The sequence below is a fragment of the Hymenobacter sp. 15J16-1T3B genome (assembly GCF_020711235.1).
Taxonomy (GTDB): domain Bacteria; phylum Bacteroidota; class Bacteroidia; order Cytophagales; family Hymenobacteraceae; genus Solirubrum.
Window position 1 is genome coordinate 590,493 of record NZ_JAJFAV010000002.1, and the last position, 22,768, is coordinate 613,260.

The following is a 22,768-nucleotide window of genomic DNA, read 5'->3' on the forward strand; positions in this document are numbered from 1 at the left end:
ATGGAAGTAATTCAGCACCCGATCAACGGGGTTATCGAGTTGGTGCCGCGCGTGTTTGGCGACGCCCGCGGTACGTTTTTCGAGTCGTTTAGCGCCCGGCTGCTGGCCGACAAAGCCGGCATCGAGGAAAACTGGGTGCAGGACAACCAGTCCATATCCGCCGCCGGCGTGCTGCGCGGCCTGCACTTTCAGCGCCCGCCCTACGCCCAGGCCAAGCTGGTGCGCGTGGCCCGCGGCCGCGCCCTCGACGTGGTGGTGGACATCCGCCGCGACTCGCCCACTTTCGGCCGGCACACCAGCACCCTGCTCACGGCCGAGCGCGCCAACATGCTCTACGTGCCCGTCGGCTTCGCCCACGGCTTCCTCGCCCTCGACGACGACACCATCTTCCTCTACAAGTGCTCGGACTACTACCACCCGGCTTCGGAAGGCGGGCTGCTCTGGAACGACCTGGACCTGGCCATCGACTGGGGCGTGGGCACGCCCAACGTGTCGCCCAAGGACGAAATCCTGCCCCGCCTAAGCGAGCTGGACAGCCCGTTTTAAAGGTGAAGTTGTGAAGGGTGAACTTGTGAATTGACGTTCTGCCGATTCACAAGTTCACCCTTCACAACTTCACAAAGTGTCGACCAGGGTCTCCAGGCCCATGCCGCGGGAGCCTTTCACCAGGATGAGGCGGCCTTCGAGCGGATGCTCGCGCAGCCAGTGCGCGGCCTGGGCCTTGGTGGCGAAGTGGCGGAAGCCCGGGCGTTGGGCCCGCTGCATTTCGGTGCCAATGAGCAGCACCAGACCGAATTCCTGCCGGGCCAGCAGGTCGCCGAGGGCGTGGTGCTCGGCGGTGCTTTCGTCGCCCAGCTCGAACATATCGGCCAGGATGGCCACTTTGCGGGCGGCCTCGCCGGGGCGGGCGGCCAGGCTGGCAATGGCGGCGGCCATCGACGAAGGATTGGCGTTGTAGGCGTCCAGAATCAGCTCGTTGCGCTCGGTGCGCACTAGCTGGGAGCGGTTGTTTTTGGGGTCGTAGGCGGCCAGGGCGGCGGCAATGTCGGCCGAGGGCACGCCGAAATGCGCCCCCACGGCGGCGGCGGCGGCCAGGTTTACGAAATTGTAGGCTCCGGTGATGGTGGCCGCCACCGGCGTGCCGTCGAACAGGCGCATGCTCACCTGCGGGGCGGCCGCGAGCAGCTCGGCCGGGTAGGTGTCGCCGGCGCTCGGGTAGGTCACGCGCGCGGGCACTTGCTGGCCTATTTCGGGCAGGCGCGCGTCCTGGGTGTTGACGAAGGCCGTGCCGCCGGTGGCGGCCAGGTAGCGAAACAGCTCGCCCTTGCCTTTGGCCACGCCCTCGGCCCCGCCGAAGCCCTCCAAGTGGGCCTTGCCGATGTTGGTGATAAGGCCGTGGGTGGGCTCGGCGTAGCGGCAGTAGCTGTCGATTTCGCCTTGGTGGTTGGCGCCCATTTCCACCACCGCCATGTCGTGCTCCTTGGGGTCGATGGTGAGCAAGGTCAGCGGCACGCCGATGTGGTTGTTGAGGTTGCCGCGGGTGTACTGCACCCGGTAGCGGCGGCCGAGCACGGCGCTGAGCAGTTCCTTGGTGGTGGTTTTGCCGTTAGAGCCCGTCACGGCCACCACGGGCAATTGCAGCTGCCGGCGGTGGTGGTGGGCCAGCTCTTGCAGGGCCAGCAGGGTGTCGGGCACGTAGCCGTAGCGCGCCGGGTCGGTGGCGGCCAGGGCGGCGTCGTCGACCACGGCAAAGCGCGCGCCCTGGGCCAGGGCCTGCGGGGCGAAGTCGGCGCCGCGGAAGGAAGGACCGTTCAGGGCCACGAACAGGGTCTGGTCCTGGGGCTGGCGCGAGTCGGTGCTCACGCTGCGGCACTGCTGAAAGCGGGCGTAGAGGTCAGGAATGGAAATCGGTGACATACCGGCGGGGGTGGCGTACATTGGGAACGGAACCAATTGGCTCCGGCGCAAATTTTGCTGTTTGTTCCAACCTAATTGTGTTTTCGGCAATCAACCCAGGTGAAACCCTGATTTTATGCTACACCGTGTACCTGTTTTACTGGCCCTGCTGCTGCCGCTGAGCCTGGCCGCCCAGACCACCCGGTTTGGGTTCGAGTTTCGCCCCCGCTTGGCGCCCGTGCTGGCTGCCGGCGACACCCTGCGCCGGGCCTGGGACGGCGGCCTCGACAGCCCCCAGTACTCCAACATCGACCTGAATGGCGACGGGCAGCAGGATTTGTTTGTGTTCGAGCGCATGACGGGCCGCGTGCTCACCTACCTGAACGCGGGCACCGGCACCAACAAGCGCTGGGTGTACGCCCCGGATTACGAGTCGTTGTTTCCGGCGGACCTCACCAACTGGGCGCTGCTGCGCGACTACGACTGCGACGGCCGCCCCGACCTCTGGGCGGCCAACAACGGGTCCGATGTGCGCGTGTACCGCAATACCGTTGGCCCGGGCGGGCGCCCCTCGTTTCAGCTGGTCACCGCGCAGCTCGAGTTTCAGCAGGTAGATGGCCGCCCGTCGCTGAGCGGCGTGTACGTGAGCCCCTACGACATCCCCGCTATTCAGGACGCGAACGGCGACGGGAAGATTGATATTTTGATTCCCAGCCAGATCGGCAACGGCACGCTGCAGTACTACCAGAACATCAGCACCGGCGCCTGCGGCGGGCTGCAGTTCAACTACCGCTCGGCCGAGGCCTGGGCCAACGTGCGGTTCTGCGGCCCCTCCGGCACCAGCTACGCCCCGGGCGGGGCCCAGTGCCGCCCGGCCGACCCCAACCCCGGCGCGGGCCGCATCAACCACACCGGCGGGGCGGCCCTGCTGCTGCAGGATTTCGACAACGACGGTGACCAGGACCTGCTTATCGGCCGCGACTTCTACGCCGAGCTGGCCGCCATCCGCAACTCGGGCACGGCCGCCGCGGCCAACACCAACGGCAGCAGCGTGCTCAGCAGCATTCCGAACGGGGCCGGGGCGGTGTCGGTCATCACTTACCCGGCGCCGTTTGTCGTCGACGCCACCCTGGACGGCACGCCGGATCTGGTGGTAGCCGCCGCCCAGGTCGACCACACCGACAAAACCAGCATGCGCAACAACGGGGTGTGGTTTGAAAACACCGGCACCGCCGCCGCCCCCGTGTACGTGCGCCGCACCGGCAGCTTCCTGCAAAGCCAGATGATTGACGTGAGCGAGGCGGCCGCCGCCACCTTCGGCGACATCGACGGCGACGGACGCGTGGACATGCTCGTGGCCAACGGCCGCGACCAGTACGGCACCTACTACACCAGCACCGACTACCGTTCCCAGCTGGCCTACTACCGCAACGTGGGCACGAGCCAGCAGCCGGTGTTCAGCCTCGTCACCAGCGACTACCTGGGCCTGTCGGCCAAGAACTTCAGCAACCTGCGCCCCACGTTGGTGGACCTTAACCGCGACGGCGCCCTGGACCTGGCCTTCGGCGGCACTTACATCGGCGCTTCGTTTATCTTCTACTACCTGAACACGGCCACGGCCGGCGCCGCCGTCACCTTCAACACGGCGCAGCTCAACAACCTCAACGGGCTCGGCAACCGCAGCCAGGACACCCCCTGCTTTACCGACGTGGACGGCGACGGCAACCTCGACCTGCTGCTGGGCACCTCGCCCGGCACCAGCGGCGGCTCGCTCTACTACTACCACCGCGACCCGGCCCAGCCCCTGGCCGATGGCTTTACGCTGGTGAGCGACGATTACGGCGCTATCCGGGCAGGCTCGGGGGCTCGCCCCCAGGGCCTGGCGCCCGCCGTGGCCGACGTAGACGGGGACGGCACGCCCGACCTGCTGACCATCGACGCCACTGGTACGATTCACCTCTACGCCAACTACCGCGCCCAAACCGGAGTGTTCTTCGACCGCACCGACCTGCTGCTCAACACCCTGACGAACCAGTACGAGGCCTCGCGCCTGGGCCGCACCGGCCGCTACCACTTGACCCTGGCCGACCTCAACGCCGACGGCACGCCCGAACTGGTGGCCGGCACCGAAACGGGCGGGCTGCTGCTCTTCGGCGCCCGCAACCGCGTGACCAGCGCCCGCAGCCAAGCCGCCGAGGCGCTGCCGCTGCAGGTGTACCCCAACCCCGCCCAGGCCGTGGTGACCGTGGAAACGCCCACCGCCACCCGCGTGCTGCTGCGCGACTTGCTGGGCCGCGTGGTACAGCCCGCCGACGCACCCCAGCGCCAGCACCAGTTGAACGTGGCCGGGCTGGCCGCCGGCGTCTACCTGCTCGAAGCTACGGACGCCACCGGCCGCCGCGGCGTGCGCCGTCTCACGGTGAAGTAGTGAAGTGGTGAAATGGTGAGTGCCGTTCGGGCACTCCTGCAATACGCCAACGGCCCCGGCAGCATCAGCTGCCGGGGCCGTTCATTTTCAAGGTTGACCGCAAGGAAGGATGAAGTGAATTATTACACTTCACAACTTCACAACTTCACAACTTCACAACTTCACAACTTCGCTCGTGCGCAGCTCGAATTCGTCGGCGTCGAGCAGGGCGGGGAAGCGGCTGCGGTAGGCCTCCAGGTCGGCGCGGCGCAGGGTGCGGGTGATGCTGGTTTCCTGGTTGCCAACTTCCACCAGGTATTCGCCTTTCATGTCGAGCAGGGCCGAGTCGCCGTCGTAGGGCTGGCCACTGGGGTCGAGGCCGAGGCAGTTCACGCCCATGGTGTAGGCCTGGTTTTCGATGGCGCGGGCGCGTAGCAGGGTTATCCAGGCGGTGCGCCGGGCGGCGGGCCAGTTGGCTACGTACAGCAGCAGGTCGTAGGGGTGGTGCAGGTCGTTGCGACTCCACACGGGGAAGCGCAGGTCGTAGCAAATCAGCGGGCAGATGCGCCAGCCGCGCCACTCCTCAATCAGACGTTGCTGCCCGGCGGCGTACACCTCGTGCTCCCCGGCCATGCGGAAGAGGTGGCGCTTGTCGTAATGGCTGTACGAGCCGTCGGGACGCACCCACAGCAGGCGGTTGTAGAAGCGGCCCTCCTCGTCGCGCGTCATCACGCTGCCCGTCACCACGGCGTCGCGGCTGGCGGCCAGCTGGCGCATCCACGTCAGCGTCGGGCCTTCGGCCGGTTCGGCCCAATGCTCGGCGTCCATGCTGAACCCGGTGCTGAACATTTCGGGCAACACAATCAAGTCGGTGGCAACGGAAATTTCGGCAACGTGCGCGGCCAGCTCGGCCCGATTGGCGGCGGGCGCGTGCCATTTTAGGGCGAGCTGAACAAAGGAAACGGTGAGGTCGGACACGGAGAAAGGGCGCTATGGGTATTTCCCGAGCATGTTACTGAATTGCGTTCATAAAGCCAAATTGAAATATATATAGTCCTAATAATAGGTTGTTATTATGCAATAATTACTAAGGTCTAAGGGATACCAGTCAGCGAATCAATGACTTATCGTTGGGTGCTGAAATGGTTCAGCCGTTCGGCGGCGGCCCGTAAGGTGTCGTCCTGCTTGGCAAAGCAGAAGCGGACCAAACCGGGGTCGGTGCCATCATGGTAAAAGGGCGACACGGGCACCACCGCCACGCCGGCCTCCTGCGTGAGGCGGCGGGCAAAGGCCACGTCGTCCTCGCCGGGCGCCAGCTGCTGGTAGCGGGCGAGTTGGAAGTAGGAGCCCTCGGAGGGCAGCAGCTCGAAGCCGGTGCCTTGCATGAGCTGCCCGAACAGGTCGCGTTTCTGCTGCATGAAGGCGGGCAGGTAGTCGTAGCTGCCGGCGTCGCCGAGCACGTCGGCAATGGCCAGCTGAAAGGGCGTGCTCACGGCGAAGGTCACGAACTGGTGCACGCGGCGCACTTCGGCGCTGAGTGCGGGCGGGGCCACGCAGTAGCCCACTTTCCAGCCGGTGGCGTGGTAGGTTTTGCCAAACGACGACACCACGAAGGCCCGCGCACGAAGCTCCGCGTGCTGCAGGGCCGAGCGGTGCGGGCGCCCGTCGAAGGTCATGTGCTCGTACACTTCGTCGGAGAGCAGCAGGGCCTCGGTGCCGCGCAGCAGCTCGGCTAGTTGCTGCCAGTCGGCCTCGGTCCACACCGTGCCGGTGGGGTTATGCGGGGTGTTCACCATCACCAGGCGGGTGCGCGGGCTCAGGGCAGCTTGCACCCGGTCCCAGTCGGGTCGGAAGCTGGGCAGGCTGAGCGGCACGTACACGGGCCGCCCGCCCGCCAGCCGGATGGCCGGGGCGTAGGAGTCGTAGGCCGGCTCGAGTACCAGTACTTCGTCGCCGGGGCGCACCACGGCCGTGATGACGGCAAACAGGGCCTCGGTGGCGCCGCTGCACACGGTAATGTCGGTGGCCGGGTCGGGCGCCGCCACGCCGTAGACGCGGGCGGTTTTGGCGGCAATCAGCTCGCGCAGGCGCGGCAGGCCGGGCATGGGCGCGTACTGGTGCTGGCTGCCTTGGGCGTGGCGCACGAGGGCTTCGGTAAGGGCCGCGGGCGGGTTAAAGTCGGGGAAGCCCTGGGCGAGGTTGATGGCGCCGTGCTCGGTGGCCAGCTGGGTCATCACCGCGAAAATGCTGGTGCCGACGTCGGGGAGTTTGGAGGTAAGCACAGAGCGCGCAGGTAATAGTGGGAATTCCAGGCAAGTAACGCAGGCGCAATCAACGCGGCAAACGGTGCCGGCCCCGCGCCGGCATCAGCGCAGCGCCAGCGCCAAGCTGAGCAAGGGGAACAGCCGCCCTTCGTCGTCACCGGCGGGCCGCAAAGAGGTGGACTGGTACAACGGAGGCAATAGCAGCTCGTGCGCAACGCGTTGGCGGAAGGCCGCATCCGCAGCCAGCCGCTCGCCAACCAGGTTCAGAAAACGCAGCAGCTGGGTTTGGTTTGCATGGTTCCACAACGGGCTGTCCAGCCAAAGACAAAAGCCGTAGGCTGCGGCCCCGGGCTGGTGCACCGAACGGATCTGCTGGCCCTGGAGCAGCACCTGCGCCAGCACGGATTCCGGCGAGCCGGCCTGGCGAAACTGGTAGGCCAGCATCGGCAAGCCGACGGTTTCCAGCAGGATGGTAGTCTGGCGGTTTAGTGTGGTCAACATCCAGCCTTGCGCTGCGCTCGAGCGGCTGTGGTTATTCGGCCCGCGCCGCCCCGTTTTCCGCGTTGGGCAGCTTCACCCGGAACGTGGTGCCCTCGCCTACCTGGCTTTCCACCTCCAGCTGCCCGCCGTGGGCCTGCACCAGGCGCTGCACCAGATACAGGCCAGTGCCCGAGCCGGGCACGTGGTCGTGGAAGCGGCGAAACAGCTGGAACAGGTCCTTGCCGTGGCGCGCCAAATCAATGCCCAGGCCGTTGTCTTGCACGGTGAGCTGGGTGCCGCCGGCGGGCAGGCGCTGGGTCCAGACGCGGATGCGGGGCGGCCGGTCGGGGGCGCGGTACTTCACGGCGTTGCTGAGCAGGTTGTAGAGCACGCTCTGCAGGTTGGGTCGGATAAACTCCACGGCCGGCACCTCGGCAAAGTCCGTTTCGACCACGGCGCCCGTGTTGCGGATCTGCTCCCCAATGCTGTGCAGCACCTCCTGGGTGAGGCGCTCCAGGCGCACCTGCTCGGGGGCCGCAGTTAGGTTGTGCTTTTGCGCCTGCACCAGCGCCGACAGCTCCTGAATGGTGGTGTAAATCTGCTCCAGCGAGTGTTCGAACATTGTCACCAGGGCCGGCGCCTCGGGGTCGTCGAAGCGGGCCGAGCGCACCAGCTCGTGGAAGATGCCGCCCATGTTGTCGATGGGCTGGCGTAAATCGTGGGAGGCGGTGTAGACGAAGTTGTCCAGGTCCTGGTTGATGCGCACCAGCTCGGCGTTGCGGGCTTCCACCTCGTGCTGAAAGCGCTTGTAGTCGTCGATATCGGTGCTGGTGCCAAACCAGCGCACGATGCGCCCGTCGGCGTCGCGCATGGGGCGGGCCCGGTGCAGGTGCCAGCGGTACTGCCCGTCGGCAGCGCGGCGCAGGCGGTTTTCGTGCTCGTGCACGCGGCCCAGGCGCACGTTGTCGCCGAGCGTGCGTTCGGCCAGGGCGCGCTCGGGCTCGGGAACCAGCGTGCCCCAGCCGTGCTGCTGCACCTCGGGCAGGGTCAGGCCGGTGTACTTCTGCCATTCCTCGTTCAGGAAGCTGGGCGTGCCGTCGGGCTCCAGCGTCCACACCAGCTGCGGAATGCTGTCGGCCAAGAAGCGAAACTCCACCTCGGAGCGGCGCAGCTCGGCCTGCAGCTCGTACTGCTCGTGGATGTCGGTGTTGGAGCCGAAAAAGCGCAGCACCTCGCCGTCGGGCCCCAGCTCGGGCACGCCGTGCACCAGGTGCCAGCGGTACTGCCCATCGCGGCGGCGCAGGCGCGCTTCCATCATGAAAGAGCGGCGCGTTTGCAAGGCGGTCAGCAGGCGGGCGCGGGTGGCGGCCGCGTCGCTGGGGTGCAGGGCCAGCTGCCAGCCGGCTTCGGGCCCGAGCACCGCCGGGTCCTGCGGGTTCTGGCCCGTGAGGCGAAACCACTGCGGGCTCAGGTAGTCGAGCCGGCCCGCGGCGTCGGCCGTCCAGATGATGTGCGGCACGCTTTGGGTGAGGAAGCGGAAGCGCTCCTCCGAGCGCCGCAGCCGCTCGTGCAGCTCCTGCTGCTCGTGCACGTCGGTGAGCGAACCGTACCAGCGGCTGAGGCGGTCCTGGGCGTCGAATACGGGCAAGGAGCGGACCAGGTGCCAGCAGTAGTGCCCGTCGTGGCGGCGCAGGCGCAGCTGGGTGGTCCAGGGCGTGCGGGCGCGGCGGGCGCGGGCAAACGAGGTGGCCACCGGCGCCAGGTCGTCCGGGTGCACGAAGCTGCGCCAGTCGCGGCCGCGGCCGGCCAGGGTGGGCACGCCGGTGTAGTGGCCCCACTGCGGGCTCACGTACACGATGCGGCCGCTAGGGGCTTGGCTGAAGCTGATGAGCGGCAGCGCCTCCGTCATGGACCGCACCTGCTCGTTGCGGCGGCGGCCGGCGGCGGCCAGCCGCTCGCTGCGCTGCTGGGCCTGCACGCGCTCGGTGGCGTCGATGGCAAAAAAGAGCACACCCTGCACCAGCCCTTGCTCGGTCAGCAGGGGCTGCAGTGTCAGGTCGTAGTAGCGGCGGGTGTGCTGGCCAGTCACGGCGTTCAGCCAGTCGAGCAGGCGGGCGGGTTGGGTAAGGGTCCGGCCGCTGCGGTAGGCCTCGTCGAGCAGGTCCAGCAACCCCTGCTCCTGAAACTCGGCCACGGTTTCGCGCACCGACCAGCCCACCCGCAGGCGGCCGCCGAGCAGGGCCTGAAAATTGGGCGTGACAAAGGAGCAGATGTGCTCGGTGCCGAACAGGGTGGCCACGTAGGCCGGCACCTCGCCCAAAATCTGCTGCAGCTGCCGGTCCTTGGCCAGCAGGCGCTGCTGCACGCGCTTGGCGTCGTCGATGTCGGTGCAGGTGCCCAGCCACTGGCTCACGCGGCCCTGGGCGCTGCGCAGGGGCAGGGCCTGCACCAGAAACCAGCGGTAGCGGCCGTCGTGGGCGCGCAGGCGCAGCTCGGCGCGGTAGGGCTCGGCCCCGGCCAGGGCCAGCTGCCAGCGCTGGGCCGCGGCGGGCGCGTCGGTTGGGTGCAGGGCGGTGGTCCAGGCTGGGTCGGGGGCGCTCAGGCCGGGCAGGCCGGTGTAGTCGAGCCAGCGCTGGTTGAAGTAGTCGGGCTGGCCCTGGGCGTTGGTGGTCCAAACGAGCTGCGGAATAAACTCGCTCAGAAACCGGAACTGCTCCTGCTGGCGGCGCACGCCGGCGGCGGCGGTGGGCGGCGGGGCGGGCAGCGCCAAGACGTAGCGCAGCTCGGCTGCGGCCTCGGCGGGCACGGGGCGCAGCAGCAGCGCCTGCAGGCCCGCGGGGGTGTGCAGCTGCACGGTGAGTTCCCGGCGGTGCTGCCCGAGGGCGCGCAACAGCTCCTGCCAGTCGGGCCCGGGGCCGGCCAGGGGCAGGGCGGTAGCGGCGTCGGTGCCCACCAGTGCCGCCACCGGGCGTCCGAGCCACTGGCACATAGCCGCGTTGGCGGCCGCCACGGTGTGGTCGGCCGTCAGGGCCAGGTGAGGCGTCGGTAAGGCGTCGAACAGGAGCCCGAAATCGGGGGCTGGAGACGAGAGCATGACGGCGCGGAAGCGGGCTAAACGGTGGGGCAGCGTAGTCAAAGATACGTAGGTGGGCCCGGCCGCCGGGCGCCCCCCAGCCGGTAATCCGAAAATTTCTGCCCGAAACGCCCCTGGAAGCGCAACCCGGGCGCCCGGGTTGCCGTTTACGGCCGATTGCTCTTTCCCACCCGCATGGCGCTACGCTTACTTCACCAGGATGCAGTCATTCATATTGCCTACGACACCGCCAACGACTGGCTGCTGGCCGAGTGGCAGGCCGAGCAAGACTCGTTTTCGGTGCAGGCCGGGGCGCTGAAAATGCTGGACCTACTGCGGCAAGAAGGGGCCCGCAAGGTGCTCAACGACAACCGCCGGGTGCAAACCATCTGGGCCGATGCGGCGGAATGGGGCGGCAAGGTGTGGTTTCCGCTCATGGCCGAGGCCGGGCTGGAGTACTTCGCCTGGGTGTATTCGCCCAACGTGTACAGCCGCCTAAGCACCGACCTCACGCTGCAACACACGAGCAAGCCCGTCGTACTGACCTTTGACAGTCTCGATACGGCCAGTGCGTGGCTGCGGCAGGTGTAAGCCCGGCCGGAGCGGCGGCCGGCGGGGCTGCGCGCCACCGTTAGCTGCCTATCCATGCTCCGCCACCTATACCACGACGAGGCCGTGCGCCTCGACTACGACCCCGACCACCGCTGGCTCTACGCCGACTGGCAGCCCCGCCAAGACGTGCGCAAGGTGCAGCTCGGCTGCGCCACCCTGCTGCATTACGCCCGGGAGCACGGCTGCCACAAAGTGCTCAACGATAATCGTTTGGTGTGCAGCTTGTGGGCCGACGCCGCGGAATGGGTCGGTACTGACTTTCTGCGCGAACTAAGCGAATCCGGGGTGCAGTACATTGCCTGGGTGTACGCCCAAAGCATCTACGGCCGCTTGAGCATCAACCAAGCCCTGGCCTACGCCCAGCAGCCCACCATCCGCGCCTTCGACGACGTGGAGGCCGCCGCCGCCTGGCTCGACAGCTGCGCCGGGTAAAGCTGGGTGGGGTGTTTGCGGGTTGGCGGAGGGAGCCGCCGGGCCGCCGGAACGCGGATTCGTAAACGCCGGCCCCGCCGCCCCGCCTCCCGCCCGCAGCGGGTTGGAAATGCGGGCCGGGCTGGGCAGCTTTACCGCTGATGCTCCGTCCCACTTTGCTTGCTCCGCTGCTCGTGCTGGGCTTGGGCGCCGTTTCGGCGGCCGCCCAGAGCCTGCCCATCCTCGACCAAAACCCGCCCGAGCTGCGCTGGCAGCGCGTGCGCACCCCGCACTTTCGGGTGCTCTACCCCGCCGGCTTCGACTCGGCCGCCCAGCACACGGCCCGGCGCCTGGAGCAGGCCCACGCCGCCGGCACGCAGTCTTTGGGCGTGCGGGCGCGGCCCCTGACGGTGGTGCTGCAAACGCAAACCACCGTCAGCAACGGCTTCGTGACGTTTTTGCCGCGCCGGGCCGAGTTCTTCGTGGTGCCCCCGCAGGACATGAGCCTGGGCACCGTCGACTGGCTTGACCAGCTGGTGGTGCACGAGTTTCGGCACGTGGGGCAGTTCGACAAGGCCCGGCAGGGGCTGGGCCGGGTGCTGGTGCCCCTGCTCGGCGACGGAGCGCTGGGCGTGATGGCGGTGGGGGTGCCGCCGTGGTTTTTCGAGGGCGACGCCGTGGGCACCGAAACGGCCCTGACGCGCAGCGGCCGCGGGCGCATTCCCAATTTCGACGTGGGCCTGCGCGCCAACCTGCTGGCCGGCCGCCGCTACTCCTACCAGGAGGCCGTGGGCGGCTCCTACCGCCACCAAGTGCCCAACTGGTACACGCTGGGCTACTTCCTGACTTCGTACGTGAAAAGCCACTACGGCCCCGACGCCTGGGACCGGGTGCTCGACCACTACTACCGCTTTCCGTTCTACCCGTTCTCGTTTTCGGCCGGCATCCGCCACGTCACCGAGCTGAAGGTGGAGCAGGTGTACCAGCGCGCCATGCAGGAGGCCGACTCGGTGTGGCGCCGGCAGCAGCCGGAGCGGGCCCTGACCGCGGCCCGCGACTTCAGCGGGCAGGCTGGGGAAAAGGTGTACACCAACTACGAGTTTCCGCAGTACCTCACCGACAGCACCGTGCTGGCCCTGAAATCGGGCCTGGGCGACATTGCGCAGTGGGTGCGACTGGGCCGCCACGGCCGCGAGGAGAAGGTGTTCGTGCCGGGGCTGTTGCACCTGCCCGAGGCCCTGAGCGTGGCCGCCGGCAAGGCCGTGTGGCCCGAGTACCAGCCCGACGCGCGCTGGGGGCAGCGCACCTACTCCGAGCTGCGCGTGCTCGACCTGGCCAGCGGCCGGCTCACCCGCCTGACCCGCCGCACGCGCTACACCAGCGCCGCCCTCTCGCCCGACGGCACGCGCCTGGTGGCCACCGAAACCGACGCCAGCTACCGCCACCACCTCGTCGTGCTCGACGCGCGCACCGGCGCCGTGCTCCAGTCCTGGCCCAACCCCCAGAACCGCCTGTACCTGCAGCCTCGTTTTCTGCCCGACGGCCAGCGCGTGGTGGCCGTGGTGCTCGACAAGGCTGGCAAAACCATCGAAGTGCTCGACTCGGGCACCGGCGCGGCCCGGGCTCTGCTGCCCACGGCCAACGTGAACCTCTCGAATCCGCAACCCTGGCGGGACTACGTGCTCTACAACTCCCCGCAGTCGGGCGCCGATAACATCCACGCCGTCAGCCTGAGCACCGGGCATACCTACCAGGTGACAAGCCGGCCGCTGGGCGCCTACCACGCCGCCGTGGCCCCCGACGGACGCCACCTCGCCTTCCACGACTTCCGCGCCCAGGGCAGCCGCATCGTGGAAATGCCCCTGGACCCGGCCACCTGGACGCCCGCGCCGGCCCCGGCCGCCGACCCCGAGCGGTTGTACTCCGCCCAGCTCACCGCCACCGACCCGGGCGCCCCGCGCCTGCGCCCGCAGCTCACGGCCGCCGATTCGGCCGGGCGCTTTCCGGTGCAGCGGTACTCGCCGTTGGCCCACGCTTTCCACGTGTTCAGCTACGGGCTGGTGCAGAGCCCCGAGGGCACGGGCCTGAGCCTGGGCATCCGCTCCCAGGACTACCTGAGCACCACCCAGGCCATTGCCGGCGTCTCCTTCGACCAGACCGAGCGCACCGGCGCCGTGTTTGCGGGCCTGAGCTACCAGGGCCGCTACCCGGTCTTCGACCTCGACCTGACCCACGGCGGCCGCGACGCGGGCATCGTGGTGGGCGGCACCGAGTACCGCGACCAGTGGCGCTACACCCGCCTGCGCACCGGCCTGCGCCTGCCGCTCACGCTCACCCGCTCGAAATACCTGCAAGCCCTCACGCTGGGCGCCTACTACCTGCACGAGGAAGTGCGCGGCTACGACCTGCCCCGGCGCTACCTGCGCGACGTGGGCCCGAACAACCCGCTCAACGCCGTCGAAACCACGCTCAGCTACGCCCGGCAGCTCAAGCAAAGCGCCCGCGACGTGGGGCCGCGCTGGGGCCAGGCCCTGCTGCTGACCGGCCGCCTCACGCCCTTCGGCCGCGGCCTCGACGCGCGGCAGTGGGGCGCCATCGGCAGCCTGTACTTCCCCGGGCTGGGCAAGCACCACTCCCTGCGCCTGCGCGCCGGCTACCAGCGCCTGCAGCAGCGCGAGTACCAGTTTGCCCCGGCCGTGTTCTTTCCCCGCGCCTCCAGCTACGTGGGCTTCGACCGGCTGGCCGTGGGCAGCGCCGAGTACCGCCTGCCGCTCTTCGATACGCACTGGGCCGCCGGCCGCTGGCTGTACGTGCAGCGCTTCAAGGGCACGGCCTTCGTCGACGTGGGGCGGGGGCGCTCCGGCCCCACCGTCGGCCGCGACTACCGCGACGTGGGCGGCTCGGTGTCGGTGGTGTTCAACTTCCTGCGGCTGCGCACCCCGCTCGAAACTGGCCTGCGCTACGCCTACGATACCTACCGGGGGCAGTGGCGCCTTGATCCGCTGGTGCTCGATATCGGCATCTAACGGGCTTGATGCGGGCCGGCGGCCTGAGTCAGTTCGCGCGTCGAAACAGAAAAATAAACGCGCTGTAAAATAGGATGGTGCCGAGAGGGTGAGCGAAAAATGTCGGGCTTGCTAAATCCGCTGCCGGGCTGGGCGGCGTAGGTCGCCGCACATTCAGTCACTCACTCCTCTCGATGAAAAAGAACCTGTTTTCCCTGGCTCTGATTGCCCTGCTCGGTGGCGTTTCGTACTCGGCTTCGGCGCAGTCGGCTCAACTTTCGCCTAACAGCGTGATGGTGGGCGGCATGGCCATGCTGCCGAGCAAAAACATTGTTGAAAACGCCGTGAACTCCAAGGACCACACCACGCTGGTAGCCGCCGTGAAAGCCGCCGGCCTGGTGGAGACGCTGCAGGGCAAAGGCCCCTTCACCGTCTTCGCTCCGGTCAACGACGCTTTCGAAAATCTGCCCGCTGGTACCGTAGAAAGCCTGTTGAAGCCCGAAAGCAAGGCCGCGCTGACCAAGGTGTTGACCTACCATGTGGTGGCCGGCAACATGACCGCCGACAAGCTGATGGCCGCCATCAAAGCCGGCAAGGGCAAGGCCACGCTCAAGACCGTGAGCGGCGGCACGCTGACCGCCATGATGAACGGCCCGCACAACGTGGTGCTCGTCGACGAGGGCGGCAACGTGGCCAGCATCTCGACCTACGACGTGCTGCAGAGCAACGGCGTGATTCACGTCATCGACAAAGTGCTGCTGCCGAAATAAGCTGCCGGCCCTACCCCTTACAGCCCCGTCAACTGCCCGCAGTTGACGGGGCTTGGTGTTTTGTCAGGAATTGTACTGTGGATAGTTGTGCTCCGGCCGCGGCAGTAGCCGACCGGCCGCCCGCCCGGGCCAACAAAAAAGCCCCGCCGGGAGGTGAAACCGGCGGGGCAGTAAAGACGGGCAGCAAGACGCGGCTTAGGTGCCGGGCTTCTTGATCAGCTCCGGAAAGGCCTGCGCGAAGTGGTTGTAGCGCGGCGTCGACACGTTGCGGATGTAGGGGTTGTCGGGGTGGTTGACGAAGTAATCCTGGTGGTAACGCTCGGCCGGGTAGAAAGCCTTGAACGGCACCACCTGCGTCACGATGGGGTTCGAGTAGAGCTTGGCAGCGGTGACGCGCTTGATTTCCGCCTCAATCTGCTGCTTTTCCTGCGGGGTGCGGTAGAAGGCAATGGAGCGGTACTCCTCGCCCGCGTCGGGGCCCTGGCGGTTGAGCGTGGTGGGGTCGTGCTGCACGAAGAACACCTTCAGCAGCGTCGGGAAGCTGATGACCTTAGGGTCGTAGTAGACCTGAATGGCCTCGGCGTGGCCGGTGCCGCCGCGGCCCACCTGTTCGTAGGTGGGGTTGGGCACGGTGCCCCCCGCGTGGCCCGAAATGACGGTGCGCACGCCCTTCAGGCTTTCGAACACGTGCTCGGCGCACCAGTAGCAGCCGCTGGCAAACGTGGCCACGGCCTCGCCCGGCAGGGGCTTGGGCAGCTCGGCAAAGCGGTGGTCTTCCTGGGGCGGCGTGGCGCCCGCGCCGGAGCGGGCTTCGCAGCTGACCGCGCCCAGCGCCGCCAGCAGTAATACAAGCAGTTGTTTCATTCGGAGCATATCTGCTTCAACATACGAGCGGGCAGATTGATTCGGATGCGGCCCCGGCAAAACGCGGCGGGGCGGGCGTTGGCAAGCTCGGGCAAAACCAATTGGCTGCAAGCGGGGTAGGAGGAAAACCTACCAACCCCAACCAACACCGACCAAGATGAACTTCCGACCGATAACGGTGCTGCTCCTGTTGCTGGGCTGGCTGAGCGCCTGCTCGTCCGTCAACGTGCAGGAAAAAGCCAACGTGGATTACTCGCAGTACCGCACCTACGCCTGGGCCGATACCGAGGTGAAAACCGACAACACCCAGGGCCCGGCCCTGCGCAGCCAGCTGCAGGACGGCGTGCTGCGCCCCGCCATCGACGCCGAGCTGGCCAAGCGGGGCCTGACGCAAGCTACCTCCGGCCGCCCCGACCTCTACCTGACCTACCACCTCTACGTGGAGCAGGCCGAGCGTACCGTGGCCAACCCGCCCAACCCCGCCGTGCCCGTGAGCTACCCCTACCTGGTGCGCTTCCGCGGCGCTCTGGTCCCCGTCAACTACACCTATTGGTACCAGGCCCCTAGCGGCTACCGCACCGAAACCTACCAGGAAGGCATGCTGGTGCTCGATTTCATCGACGCCAAGACCAACAACATGATTTGGCGCGGCTCCGTGTCCGACGCCGTCAACAACCCCGCCCGGGCCGGGGAACGGTTTGCCGAATCGGCCCGCGACATCCTCGACAAATTCCCGGTGAAGGAGCGCAAGTAAACTTCGGCGCTGCTTTTGACGCGGCAGCCAACGGCCCGGCCTGAATTCCGTACTACGCGGAGTTTGGGCCGGGCCGCTTGGCGCTTGGTCCCGGCGCTACGTCCTCCTCCCACCCGCTACCCGGCTGCCGCATGGCCCTCAATACCCTCTTCGCAAGCGCCTACCTGACCATTGCCTACGACTACGCCAACGACTGGCTTTACGCCAACTGGACCGGCGAGCAGGACTACGACTCGGTGCACGCGGGCTGCCTGCACATGCTGGAGGTGCTGAAGCAGGAGCGCTGCCACAAAGTGCTCAACGACAACCGTGAAGTCACCAGCATGTGGTCGGAAGCGGCGGAGTGGGGCGGCACGGTGTGGTTTCCGCTCATGGCCGACGCCGGGCTGGAGTACTTCGCCTGGGTGTACTCGCCCAACCACTACAGCCGCCTGAGCACCGACCTGATGCTGAGCCACACCACCCGCCCGCTGGTGCTGGCCTTCAACGACGCGGCCATTGCCCAGGCCTGGCTGCGGCAGATGTAACGGGCCGGAACGGGTTTTCGGAAGCACACAGAACCGTAACCCGTTGTCAACCTGGGCTACGCCGACCGTCGGTTCGCTCTGCGCAGTCTGTATTCAACTAGCTTCAACGCCCGTCGGAGCCGCCGCCCGGGCGGCTTAGCTGTTTTCTAGGGGCCGCTCGTCAATCCGCGAGGTGTGCTTGGTGTCGGCCATGCGCCAGTAGACCAGCAGCGAGACGGCCGCGCACAGCGTCACGTACCAGTAGTAGGCCGACTCCACGCCCCATTGCTTGGCTTGCAGGGCCGCGTACTCGGCCGAGCCACCGAAAACGGCCACCGTCAGGGCGTAGGGCAGGCCCACGCCCAGGGCGCGGATGTGGGTCGGAAACAGCTCGGCCTTCACCACGGCGTTGATGGCCGTGTAGCCGCTCATGATGACGATGGCCACCACCAGCAGGCCAAAGGCGGCCCAGGTACTGCTGGCGCGGGCCAGCAGCGTAAGCAGGGGCACAGTGCCCAGGGTGGCGCCCACGCCAAAGAAGAGTAGCAGCGGCCGGCGGCCCACCCGGTCGGAGAGGGCGCCCATCAGCGGCTGCAGCACCAGGGCCACGGCCAGCGTCCAGAACGACACCTGCGCCGCTTGTTCCTTGCTGAAGCCGGCGGTGTTGACCAGAAACTTCTGCGCGTAGGTGGTGAAGGTATAGAACACGATGGTGCCGCCCAGCGTGAGGCCCACCACCGTCAGCACCTCGCGCGGGTGGCGCAACAGCACGCGCAGCTTGCTTTCCGGGGCCGCCTCGGGTGCCGCGGCCTGCTGGCTGAACGACTCGGTTTCGGCCATGTGGCGGCGCAGGTACAGCGCCACCAGCGCCGCCGCCGCCCCAATGACGAAGGGCACGCGCCAGCCCCAGCGCTGCAGCTCGGCCGGCGTGAGCCCCTGCTGCAGGCCCAGCTGCACTAGCAAGGCCAGCAGCTGCCCGGCCAGCAAGGTCACGTACTGAAAGCTGGAGTAGAAGCCGCGGTGCCGCTCGTCGGCCATTTCGCTCAGGTACGTGGCCGAGGTACCGTACTCCCCGCCCACGCTCAGGCCCTGCAGCAGCCGCGCCAGCACCAGCAGCACCGGCGCCGCCCACCCGATTTGCTCGAACCCCGGCGTGAGGGCAATGAGCAGGGAGCCGCCGCACATCAGCAGCACCGAGAGCAGCAGGGCCGCTTTGCGTCCGTGGCGGTCGGCGTAGGTGCCCATCAGCCAGCCGCCCAGGGGCCGCATCAGAAAGCCCACCGCAAACACCGCGGCCGAGTTGAGCAGCTGCAGGGTGAGGTTGCCGCTGGGAAAGAACACCGGGGCGAAGTACAGGGCAAAGGCGGAGTACACGTACCAGTCGTACCACTCCACCAGGTTGCCGATGGAGCCGCTGATGATGGACCGGATGCGGGCGCCGGCGGTGCGCGGGGCAGAAGCGGGGGGCAAACTCATAGGACCGCAAGATGGCACCTCGCCGCCGAACCGCGGGCCGACCACGCGGCGGTGCTCACCGGCCGCGCTCGGAACGTCGGCATTACCTGCCGCCGGTCAGAATACCAGCCACCCGGCGGTATTTGTAATTATTCCTGGCAAAAATTGTAGGCACGCCGACAATTCTCCGATAATGCTCGTATTATTCGGATACCGTCCGTTCCCCATTCCCCTTGTTTCCGATACACCTATGCCTGCCACGCGTGATTACCTCAAGAAAAGAGCCTTGCTCGTTGAAAGCGTGAAGAGCTTTCACCACCAGCTGCAGGAAGCGTCGGGCCACGAAACGGCTTTGAAGGTGTACTGCCGGGCGCTGTGCCAATGGGCCGAAGACCCCAACACCGACCTGCACCAAGCCGAACGGCTGCTCGACGAAATCCGCCACGTGTCGCAGCTGGAAGACCTCGACGACTGGAACGATTAACCGCGGTCAACCCCCACAGCTACCAGCATCACCCCAACGGCAGCTGCGCAACTCTGCTTCTCCCAACCGCTACGCCGTTCAGCCTTCGATATCGAGCTGCACCGGGCCGCCCACGGCGTAGCCAGTGCAGGTCAGCACCAAGCCGCGGGCCAGGTCGCGCTCGGTCAATACCTCGTTGTAGCTCATCCACACCCGGCCCTGGGTGCAGCGGGCTACGCAGTTGCCGCAGCGGCCGGCCTCGCAGCTGTAGGGCAGGCGCAGGTCGTGGCGACGGGCCGCTTGCAGGATGGTAGCCGGGTGCTGGGCCTCGAACGTGTAGGCGCGCCCAGCCCAGTGCACTGTCACGGCGTGCGCGTCGGTGTCGGGCGGGAGCAGCGGGGGCACGTAGGCCGGTTCGGTCACGAAGTTTTCGCGCCGAATGTGGTCGGTGGGCACGTGCAGCTCGCGCAAGGCGTAGGTGCACATGCGCATGTAATTCAGCGGTCCGCACACGTAGGCTAGTAGTGCGCTCGGCGGGGCTGGGGCGTACTGCCGCACCAGCTGCTCCAGCAGCTCTTTGTAGAGGTGGGCCCGGGCCAAATCGGGCGCGTTGCTGTACAGCCACTCGATGCGCAGCTGCTGCGGGTGCCGGGCGGCCAGGGCTTCCAGTTCGGTCCGGAAAATGGTGGTAGCCGGCGCGTGGTTGGAGTACACCAGCACCACCGGCAGCCCGGGCTGCGTAGCCAGCAGCGTTTTCAGCAAGGAATAAACGGGCGTGATGCCCGAGCCGGCCGCCAAGAACCACACCTGCTGCACCGCGCTCAGGTCTTCGGGCAGGGTAAACAGGCCCGCCGCGCCGGTAGTCAGCAGCACGTCGCCGGGCCGGGCGCGGTCGACGAGCTGGCGCGAAAACAGCCCGTTGTCGATGCGCTTGACGGTAAGGGCCAGCGGCTCGTCCAGGGCCGGGCTGGAGCTAAGCGAGTAGGAGCGCCGCGTTTCCCGCCCGTGGGCGTGCTGCACCAGCGTGAGGTACTGGCCGGCGCGGTAAGCGAGGGGCTGCTCGTCGGCGGGGGCCAGCAGCAGCGTGCGGGTGTCGGCGGTTTCGGGGTGCACGGCCAGGACGCGCAGCGGGCGGTAGGGCGAGTCGGCGGAGGGCATAAGCGGAAAACGGAGTCGGCAGCAAATTCGCGACTGGCGCGCAATCGGCGGCGCCCGGCTACCCTGCAGAAAGGCAGGGCGGCCGGGCGCCGGGTGTTGGGGTTGCGGAAAAAGGACGGATGCCAACTTACGCAGGCTAAGCCATTTAGTTGGCCTTTCGCGGAATTAAGTTTTGGCTTTCGGTGAATTTTTTGTCCGCAACCGCGAAAAAAAGCGGCTAGCTCAGCTGCAGCCGGGCCAGCTCCCCGTCGATAAACGCCAGGTCTTCGGTCGAGAGCTGCACGTCGATGGCGCGGGCGTTCTGCTCGGCCTGCGCGGCGTTGCGGGCGCCCACCAGGGCCACGGTCAGGCCCGGCTGCGCCAGCGTCCAGCGAATCACCAGCTGGCCCAACGTGGCGTTTTTGGCGTCGGCCAGCGGCCGCAGCCGGTCCAAGAAGGCGTTGACGCGGGTTACGTTGTCGGGGGTGAAGAGGCGGTGCGTGGCGCGCAGGTCGCCGGGCCCGAAGTCCTGGCCGGGCTTGATCTTGCCGGTCAGCAAACCCAGCTGCAAGGGGCTGTAGGCCAGCACAGCCTTGTGGTGTTCCCGGCAGTAGGGCAGCACGTCGGCCTCGATGTCGCGGCGCACCATGCTGTAAGGCACTTGGTTCGAGGCCAGCTGGAGCACCTGCTCGGCTTCCTGCATCTGCGCCACCGAGTAGTTGCTCACGCCCGCGGCCCGCACTTTGCCCTGCTCGATGAGGCGCTGCACGGCTTCCATCGTGTCGTGAATGGGCGTGGTCACGTCGGGCCAGTGAATCTGGTAGAGGTCGATGTAGTCGGTGCCGAGGCGGCGCAAGGAATCTTCGCACTCCTTCACGATGCTCGCGGGCGTGGCCAGCTTGTACACGTCCAGGTCCTGGCCGTTGTTGTCCTTGGTTTTGAAGCCGAAGTCGCCCTGGGGCGCGGGCAAATCCCAGCGCATGCCAAACTTGGTCAGCAGCTGCACCTTGTCGCGCGGCAGGCCTTTGATGGCCTCGCCCACGATTTCCTCGCTCAGGCCCTGCCCGTAGATCGGGGCCGTGTCGATGCTGGTTACGCCCAGCTCGTAGGAGCGGCGAATGGCGCCCACGGCGTCGTTTTGCTCGGTGCCGCCCCACATCCAGCCGCCCGCAGCCCAGCTGCCAAACGTAATTCGCGACACGGTCACGCCCGAGTCGCCCAGTTGTTGATATTCCATAGCGGAAAACGTGATGCCCAGGGCCACTCCGGCGAGTGGCTTGGACGATGAAAAGACCGTTCGTTGACTTTCGCCCGGAAACGGCCGGGGGCCGTTCGGTTTAAGTCGGCTGCATTAACCGCCGCGGGCCGCCGAAGGTTATGCTTGAGCCGTATACCGAGGCGGGCCGTAGTAGTTTTGCTGCGCTTGCCGCGCCGCTAGTTTTTCCCATGTCAATTACCAAATTTCGCCGCGCCGACGGCCACGTTTACCTCACCGCCGAGCGTAACCGCGAAGAAGGCTGGATCCACGCCCGCTGGTCGGGCGTGCAAACGCAGGAAACCGTGATGGAAGGCGGCATGGCCTACGTGCAGATGCTGCGCGAAGAGCCCTGCCCCAAGCTGCTCAACGACCATTCCGAGCTCATCGGCCGCTTCACCGAGGCCAACGAGTGGATTGCCAACGTCTGGACGCCGCTCATCCTGCAGGCCGGCCTGCGCTACTTTGCCCACGTCCTCTCGCCCGGCCTCTTCGGGCAACTGTCCATCGAAGACCTGCACCAGCGCATCGAAGGCGTGTTCGACCTGCGCATGTTCGGCGACCTGGAAGAAGCCAAGCAGTGGCTGCGCAGCGTGGAGGCATGAGCAGCGCCGCGTGCACCGTCCGCGAAACCGACGTCCGCCTCGGCGGCTACTGCCTGCGGGTGCAAACCCTCCGGGTGCCCGACAAGGCCGCCGACGCCCGGCCCTGGCTGGTGTTTCTGCACGATTCGCTGGGCTGCATCCGCCTCTGGCGCGACTTTCCCGCCCGCCTCGCCCTGGCCACCGGCTGCCACGCCCTCGTCTACGACCGCCGCGGCTACGGGCAGTCTACTCCCTTCAGCGGTGAGCCCCGCGGGCTTGATTACCTGGCCGCCGAAGCGCCCGTGCTGCACCAGCTGCTCGACGCCTGCCAAGTCGACCGGGCTGTCCTCTTCGGGCACTCCGACGGCGGCAGCATCGCTTTGCTGGCCGCCGCCCGGTTCCCCACTCGCGTGGCCGCCGTGGTGACGGAAGGCGCCCACGTCTTCGTCGAGGACCTCACCCTGGCCGGCATCCGCGCTGCCCAAGCGCAGTACCTCACCACCAACCTGCCCGAGCGCCTCGCCCGCTACCACGGCGACAAAACCGACGCCGTCTTCCGCGCCTGGGCCGATACCTGGCTGTTGCCCGAATTCCGGGATTGGAACATCGAAAGCCACCTGCCGCGCATCGGGTGCCCGGTGCTGGTGCTGCAGGGCGCAGCCGACGAATACGGCACCGCAGCGCAGGTCGAGGCCATTGCCCGCCAGGTCGGCGGCCCGGCCGAGGCCGTGCTGCTGCCCGGCGCCGCCCACAGCCCGCACAAGGAAGCCCCGCACGAAACGCTGCGCCTGGCCGTGGACTTCGTGCGCCGCGCGTGCGCTTAGGGTAGGGG

General features: G+C 67.4%; 20 protein-coding genes. 11 read left to right on the forward strand and 9 right to left on the reverse strand.

Annotation, left to right across the window (positions count from 1 at the left end; all coding sequences use genetic code 11):
- Positions 1 to 546 carry a dTDP-4-dehydrorhamnose 3,5-epimerase gene (rfbC, locus tag LJ737_RS05685; RefSeq protein ID WP_227763614.1) on the forward strand — a complete coding sequence of 182 codons (546 nt, stop codon included), beginning with the start codon at positions 1 to 3 and terminating at the stop codon, positions 544 to 546.
- 69 nt (positions 547 to 615) lie between these two features.
- Here rfbC and LJ737_RS05690 read toward each other — a convergent pair whose 3' ends face one another.
- A complete protein-coding gene (locus LJ737_RS05690) occupies positions 616 to 1,917 on the reverse strand; it encodes a UDP-N-acetylmuramoyl-tripeptide--D-alanyl-D-alanine ligase (protein WP_227763616.1) in 1,302 nt (433 codons plus the stop codon).
- A gap of 115 nt (positions 1,918 to 2,032) precedes the next feature.
- On the opposite strand from LJ737_RS05690, the gene LJ737_RS05695 reads away from it, so the two are divergent.
- Positions 2,033 to 4,324: an FG-GAP-like repeat-containing protein gene (locus LJ737_RS05695; RefSeq protein WP_227763617.1), complete on the forward strand. Its 2,292-nt coding sequence runs from the start codon at positions 2,033 to 2,035 to the stop codon at positions 4,322 to 4,324.
- 153 nt (positions 4,325 to 4,477) lie between these two features.
- On the opposite strand, the gene LJ737_RS05700 is transcribed toward LJ737_RS05695, so the two are convergent.
- From LJ737_RS05700 to LJ737_RS05715, 4 genes are all read right to left on the reverse strand, one after another.
- Complete coding sequence (locus tag LJ737_RS05700) at positions 4,478 to 5,281, reverse strand: amidohydrolase (protein WP_227763618.1); 804 nt, start codon at positions 5,279 to 5,281, stop codon at positions 4,478 to 4,480.
- A 146-nt stretch (positions 5,282 to 5,427) separates the two neighbouring features.
- Complete coding sequence (locus LJ737_RS05705) at positions 5,428 to 6,585, reverse strand: methionine aminotransferase (protein ID WP_227763619.1); 1,158 nt, start codon at positions 6,583 to 6,585, stop codon at positions 5,428 to 5,430.
- Between the two features lie 84 nt (positions 6,586 to 6,669).
- Positions 6,670 to 7,011: a hypothetical protein gene (locus LJ737_RS05710; protein ID WP_227763620.1), complete on the reverse strand. Its 342-nt coding sequence runs from the start codon at positions 7,009 to 7,011 to the stop codon at positions 6,670 to 6,672.
- Between the two features lie 88 nt (positions 7,012 to 7,099).
- The gene (locus tag LJ737_RS05715; RefSeq protein WP_227763621.1) at positions 7,100 to 10,141 is read right to left on the reverse strand and encodes a PAS domain S-box protein; all 3,042 of its coding nucleotides are present in this window, start codon (positions 10,139 to 10,141) and stop codon (positions 7,100 to 7,102) included.
- A 174-nt stretch (positions 10,142 to 10,315) separates the two neighbouring features.
- Between LJ737_RS05715 and LJ737_RS05720 the strand changes: the two genes are divergently transcribed.
- The 4 genes from LJ737_RS05720 (at position 10,316) to LJ737_RS05735 (ending at position 14,918) form a co-directional block, all read left to right on the forward strand.
- On the forward strand, positions 10,316 to 10,711 hold the full coding sequence (locus LJ737_RS05720) for a hypothetical protein (RefSeq protein ID WP_227763622.1): 396 nt from the start codon (positions 10,316 to 10,318) through the stop codon (positions 10,709 to 10,711).
- A gap of 54 nt (positions 10,712 to 10,765) precedes the next feature.
- Positions 10,766 to 11,164, forward strand: a complete 399-nt coding sequence (locus LJ737_RS05725; RefSeq protein WP_227763623.1) for a hypothetical protein — start codon at positions 10,766 to 10,768, stop codon at positions 11,162 to 11,164.
- A 140-nt stretch (positions 11,165 to 11,304) separates the two neighbouring features.
- Positions 11,305 to 14,169 (forward strand): hypothetical protein, encoded by a 2,865-nt coding sequence (locus LJ737_RS05730; RefSeq protein WP_227763624.1) that lies wholly within the window; start codon positions 11,305 to 11,307, stop codon positions 14,167 to 14,169.
- Between the two features lie 173 nt (positions 14,170 to 14,342).
- On the forward strand, positions 14,343 to 14,918 hold the full coding sequence (locus tag LJ737_RS05735) for a fasciclin domain-containing protein (RefSeq protein ID WP_227763626.1): 576 nt from the start codon (positions 14,343 to 14,345) through the stop codon (positions 14,916 to 14,918).
- A 195-nt stretch (positions 14,919 to 15,113) separates the two neighbouring features.
- Here the strand turns inward: LJ737_RS05735 and msrA are convergent, their stop codons facing one another.
- Positions 15,114 to 15,782 carry a peptide-methionine (S)-S-oxide reductase MsrA gene (gene msrA, locus LJ737_RS05740; protein ID WP_227763628.1) on the reverse strand — a complete coding sequence of 223 codons (669 nt, stop codon included), beginning with the start codon at positions 15,780 to 15,782 and terminating at the stop codon, positions 15,114 to 15,116.
- A gap of 157 nt (positions 15,783 to 15,939) precedes the next feature.
- Between msrA and LJ737_RS05745 the strand changes: the two genes are divergently transcribed.
- Together LJ737_RS05745 and LJ737_RS05750 are read left to right on the forward strand one after the other, a co-directional pair.
- Positions 15,940 to 16,536 (forward strand): DUF4136 domain-containing protein, encoded by a 597-nt coding sequence (locus LJ737_RS05745; protein ID WP_227763629.1) that lies wholly within the window; start codon positions 15,940 to 15,942, stop codon positions 16,534 to 16,536.
- 131 nt (positions 16,537 to 16,667) lie between these two features.
- Positions 16,668 to 17,063: a hypothetical protein gene (locus tag LJ737_RS05750; RefSeq protein ID WP_227763630.1), complete on the forward strand. Its 396-nt coding sequence runs from the start codon at positions 16,668 to 16,670 to the stop codon at positions 17,061 to 17,063.
- Positions 17,064 to 17,198: 135 nt separating this feature from the next.
- On the opposite strand, the gene LJ737_RS05755 is transcribed toward LJ737_RS05750, so the two are convergent.
- Positions 17,199 to 18,518, reverse strand: a complete 1,320-nt coding sequence (locus LJ737_RS05755) for an MFS transporter (RefSeq protein ID WP_227763631.1) — start codon at positions 18,516 to 18,518, stop codon at positions 17,199 to 17,201.
- A gap of 229 nt (positions 18,519 to 18,747) precedes the next feature.
- On the opposite strand from LJ737_RS05755, the gene LJ737_RS05760 reads away from it, so the two are divergent.
- Positions 18,748 to 18,981, forward strand: a complete 234-nt coding sequence (locus tag LJ737_RS05760) for a hypothetical protein (RefSeq protein ID WP_227763632.1) — start codon at positions 18,748 to 18,750, stop codon at positions 18,979 to 18,981.
- Between the two features lie 78 nt (positions 18,982 to 19,059).
- On the opposite strand, the gene LJ737_RS05765 is transcribed toward LJ737_RS05760, so the two are convergent.
- Positions 19,060 to 20,118 carry a ferredoxin--NADP reductase gene (locus LJ737_RS05765; RefSeq protein WP_227763633.1) on the reverse strand — a complete coding sequence of 353 codons (1,059 nt, stop codon included), beginning with the start codon at positions 20,116 to 20,118 and terminating at the stop codon, positions 19,060 to 19,062.
- Positions 20,119 to 20,335: 217 nt separating this feature from the next.
- The gene (locus LJ737_RS05770; protein ID WP_227763634.1) at positions 20,336 to 21,334 is read right to left on the reverse strand and encodes an aldo/keto reductase; all 999 of its coding nucleotides are present in this window, start codon (positions 21,332 to 21,334) and stop codon (positions 20,336 to 20,338) included.
- 209 nt (positions 21,335 to 21,543) lie between these two features.
- Between LJ737_RS05770 and LJ737_RS05775 the strand changes: the two genes are divergently transcribed.
- Positions 21,544 to 21,957, forward strand: coding sequence for a hypothetical protein (locus LJ737_RS05775; protein WP_227763636.1), 414 nt, complete (start codon positions 21,544 to 21,546; stop codon positions 21,955 to 21,957).
- Entirely contained in the window at positions 21,954 to 22,760 is an 807-nt protein-coding gene (locus LJ737_RS05780; protein WP_227763638.1) for an alpha/beta fold hydrolase, read from the forward strand. Before LJ737_RS05775 ends, LJ737_RS05780 begins: the two co-directional genes overlap by 4 nt.
- Positions 22,761 to 22,768: the final 8 nt, after the last annotated feature.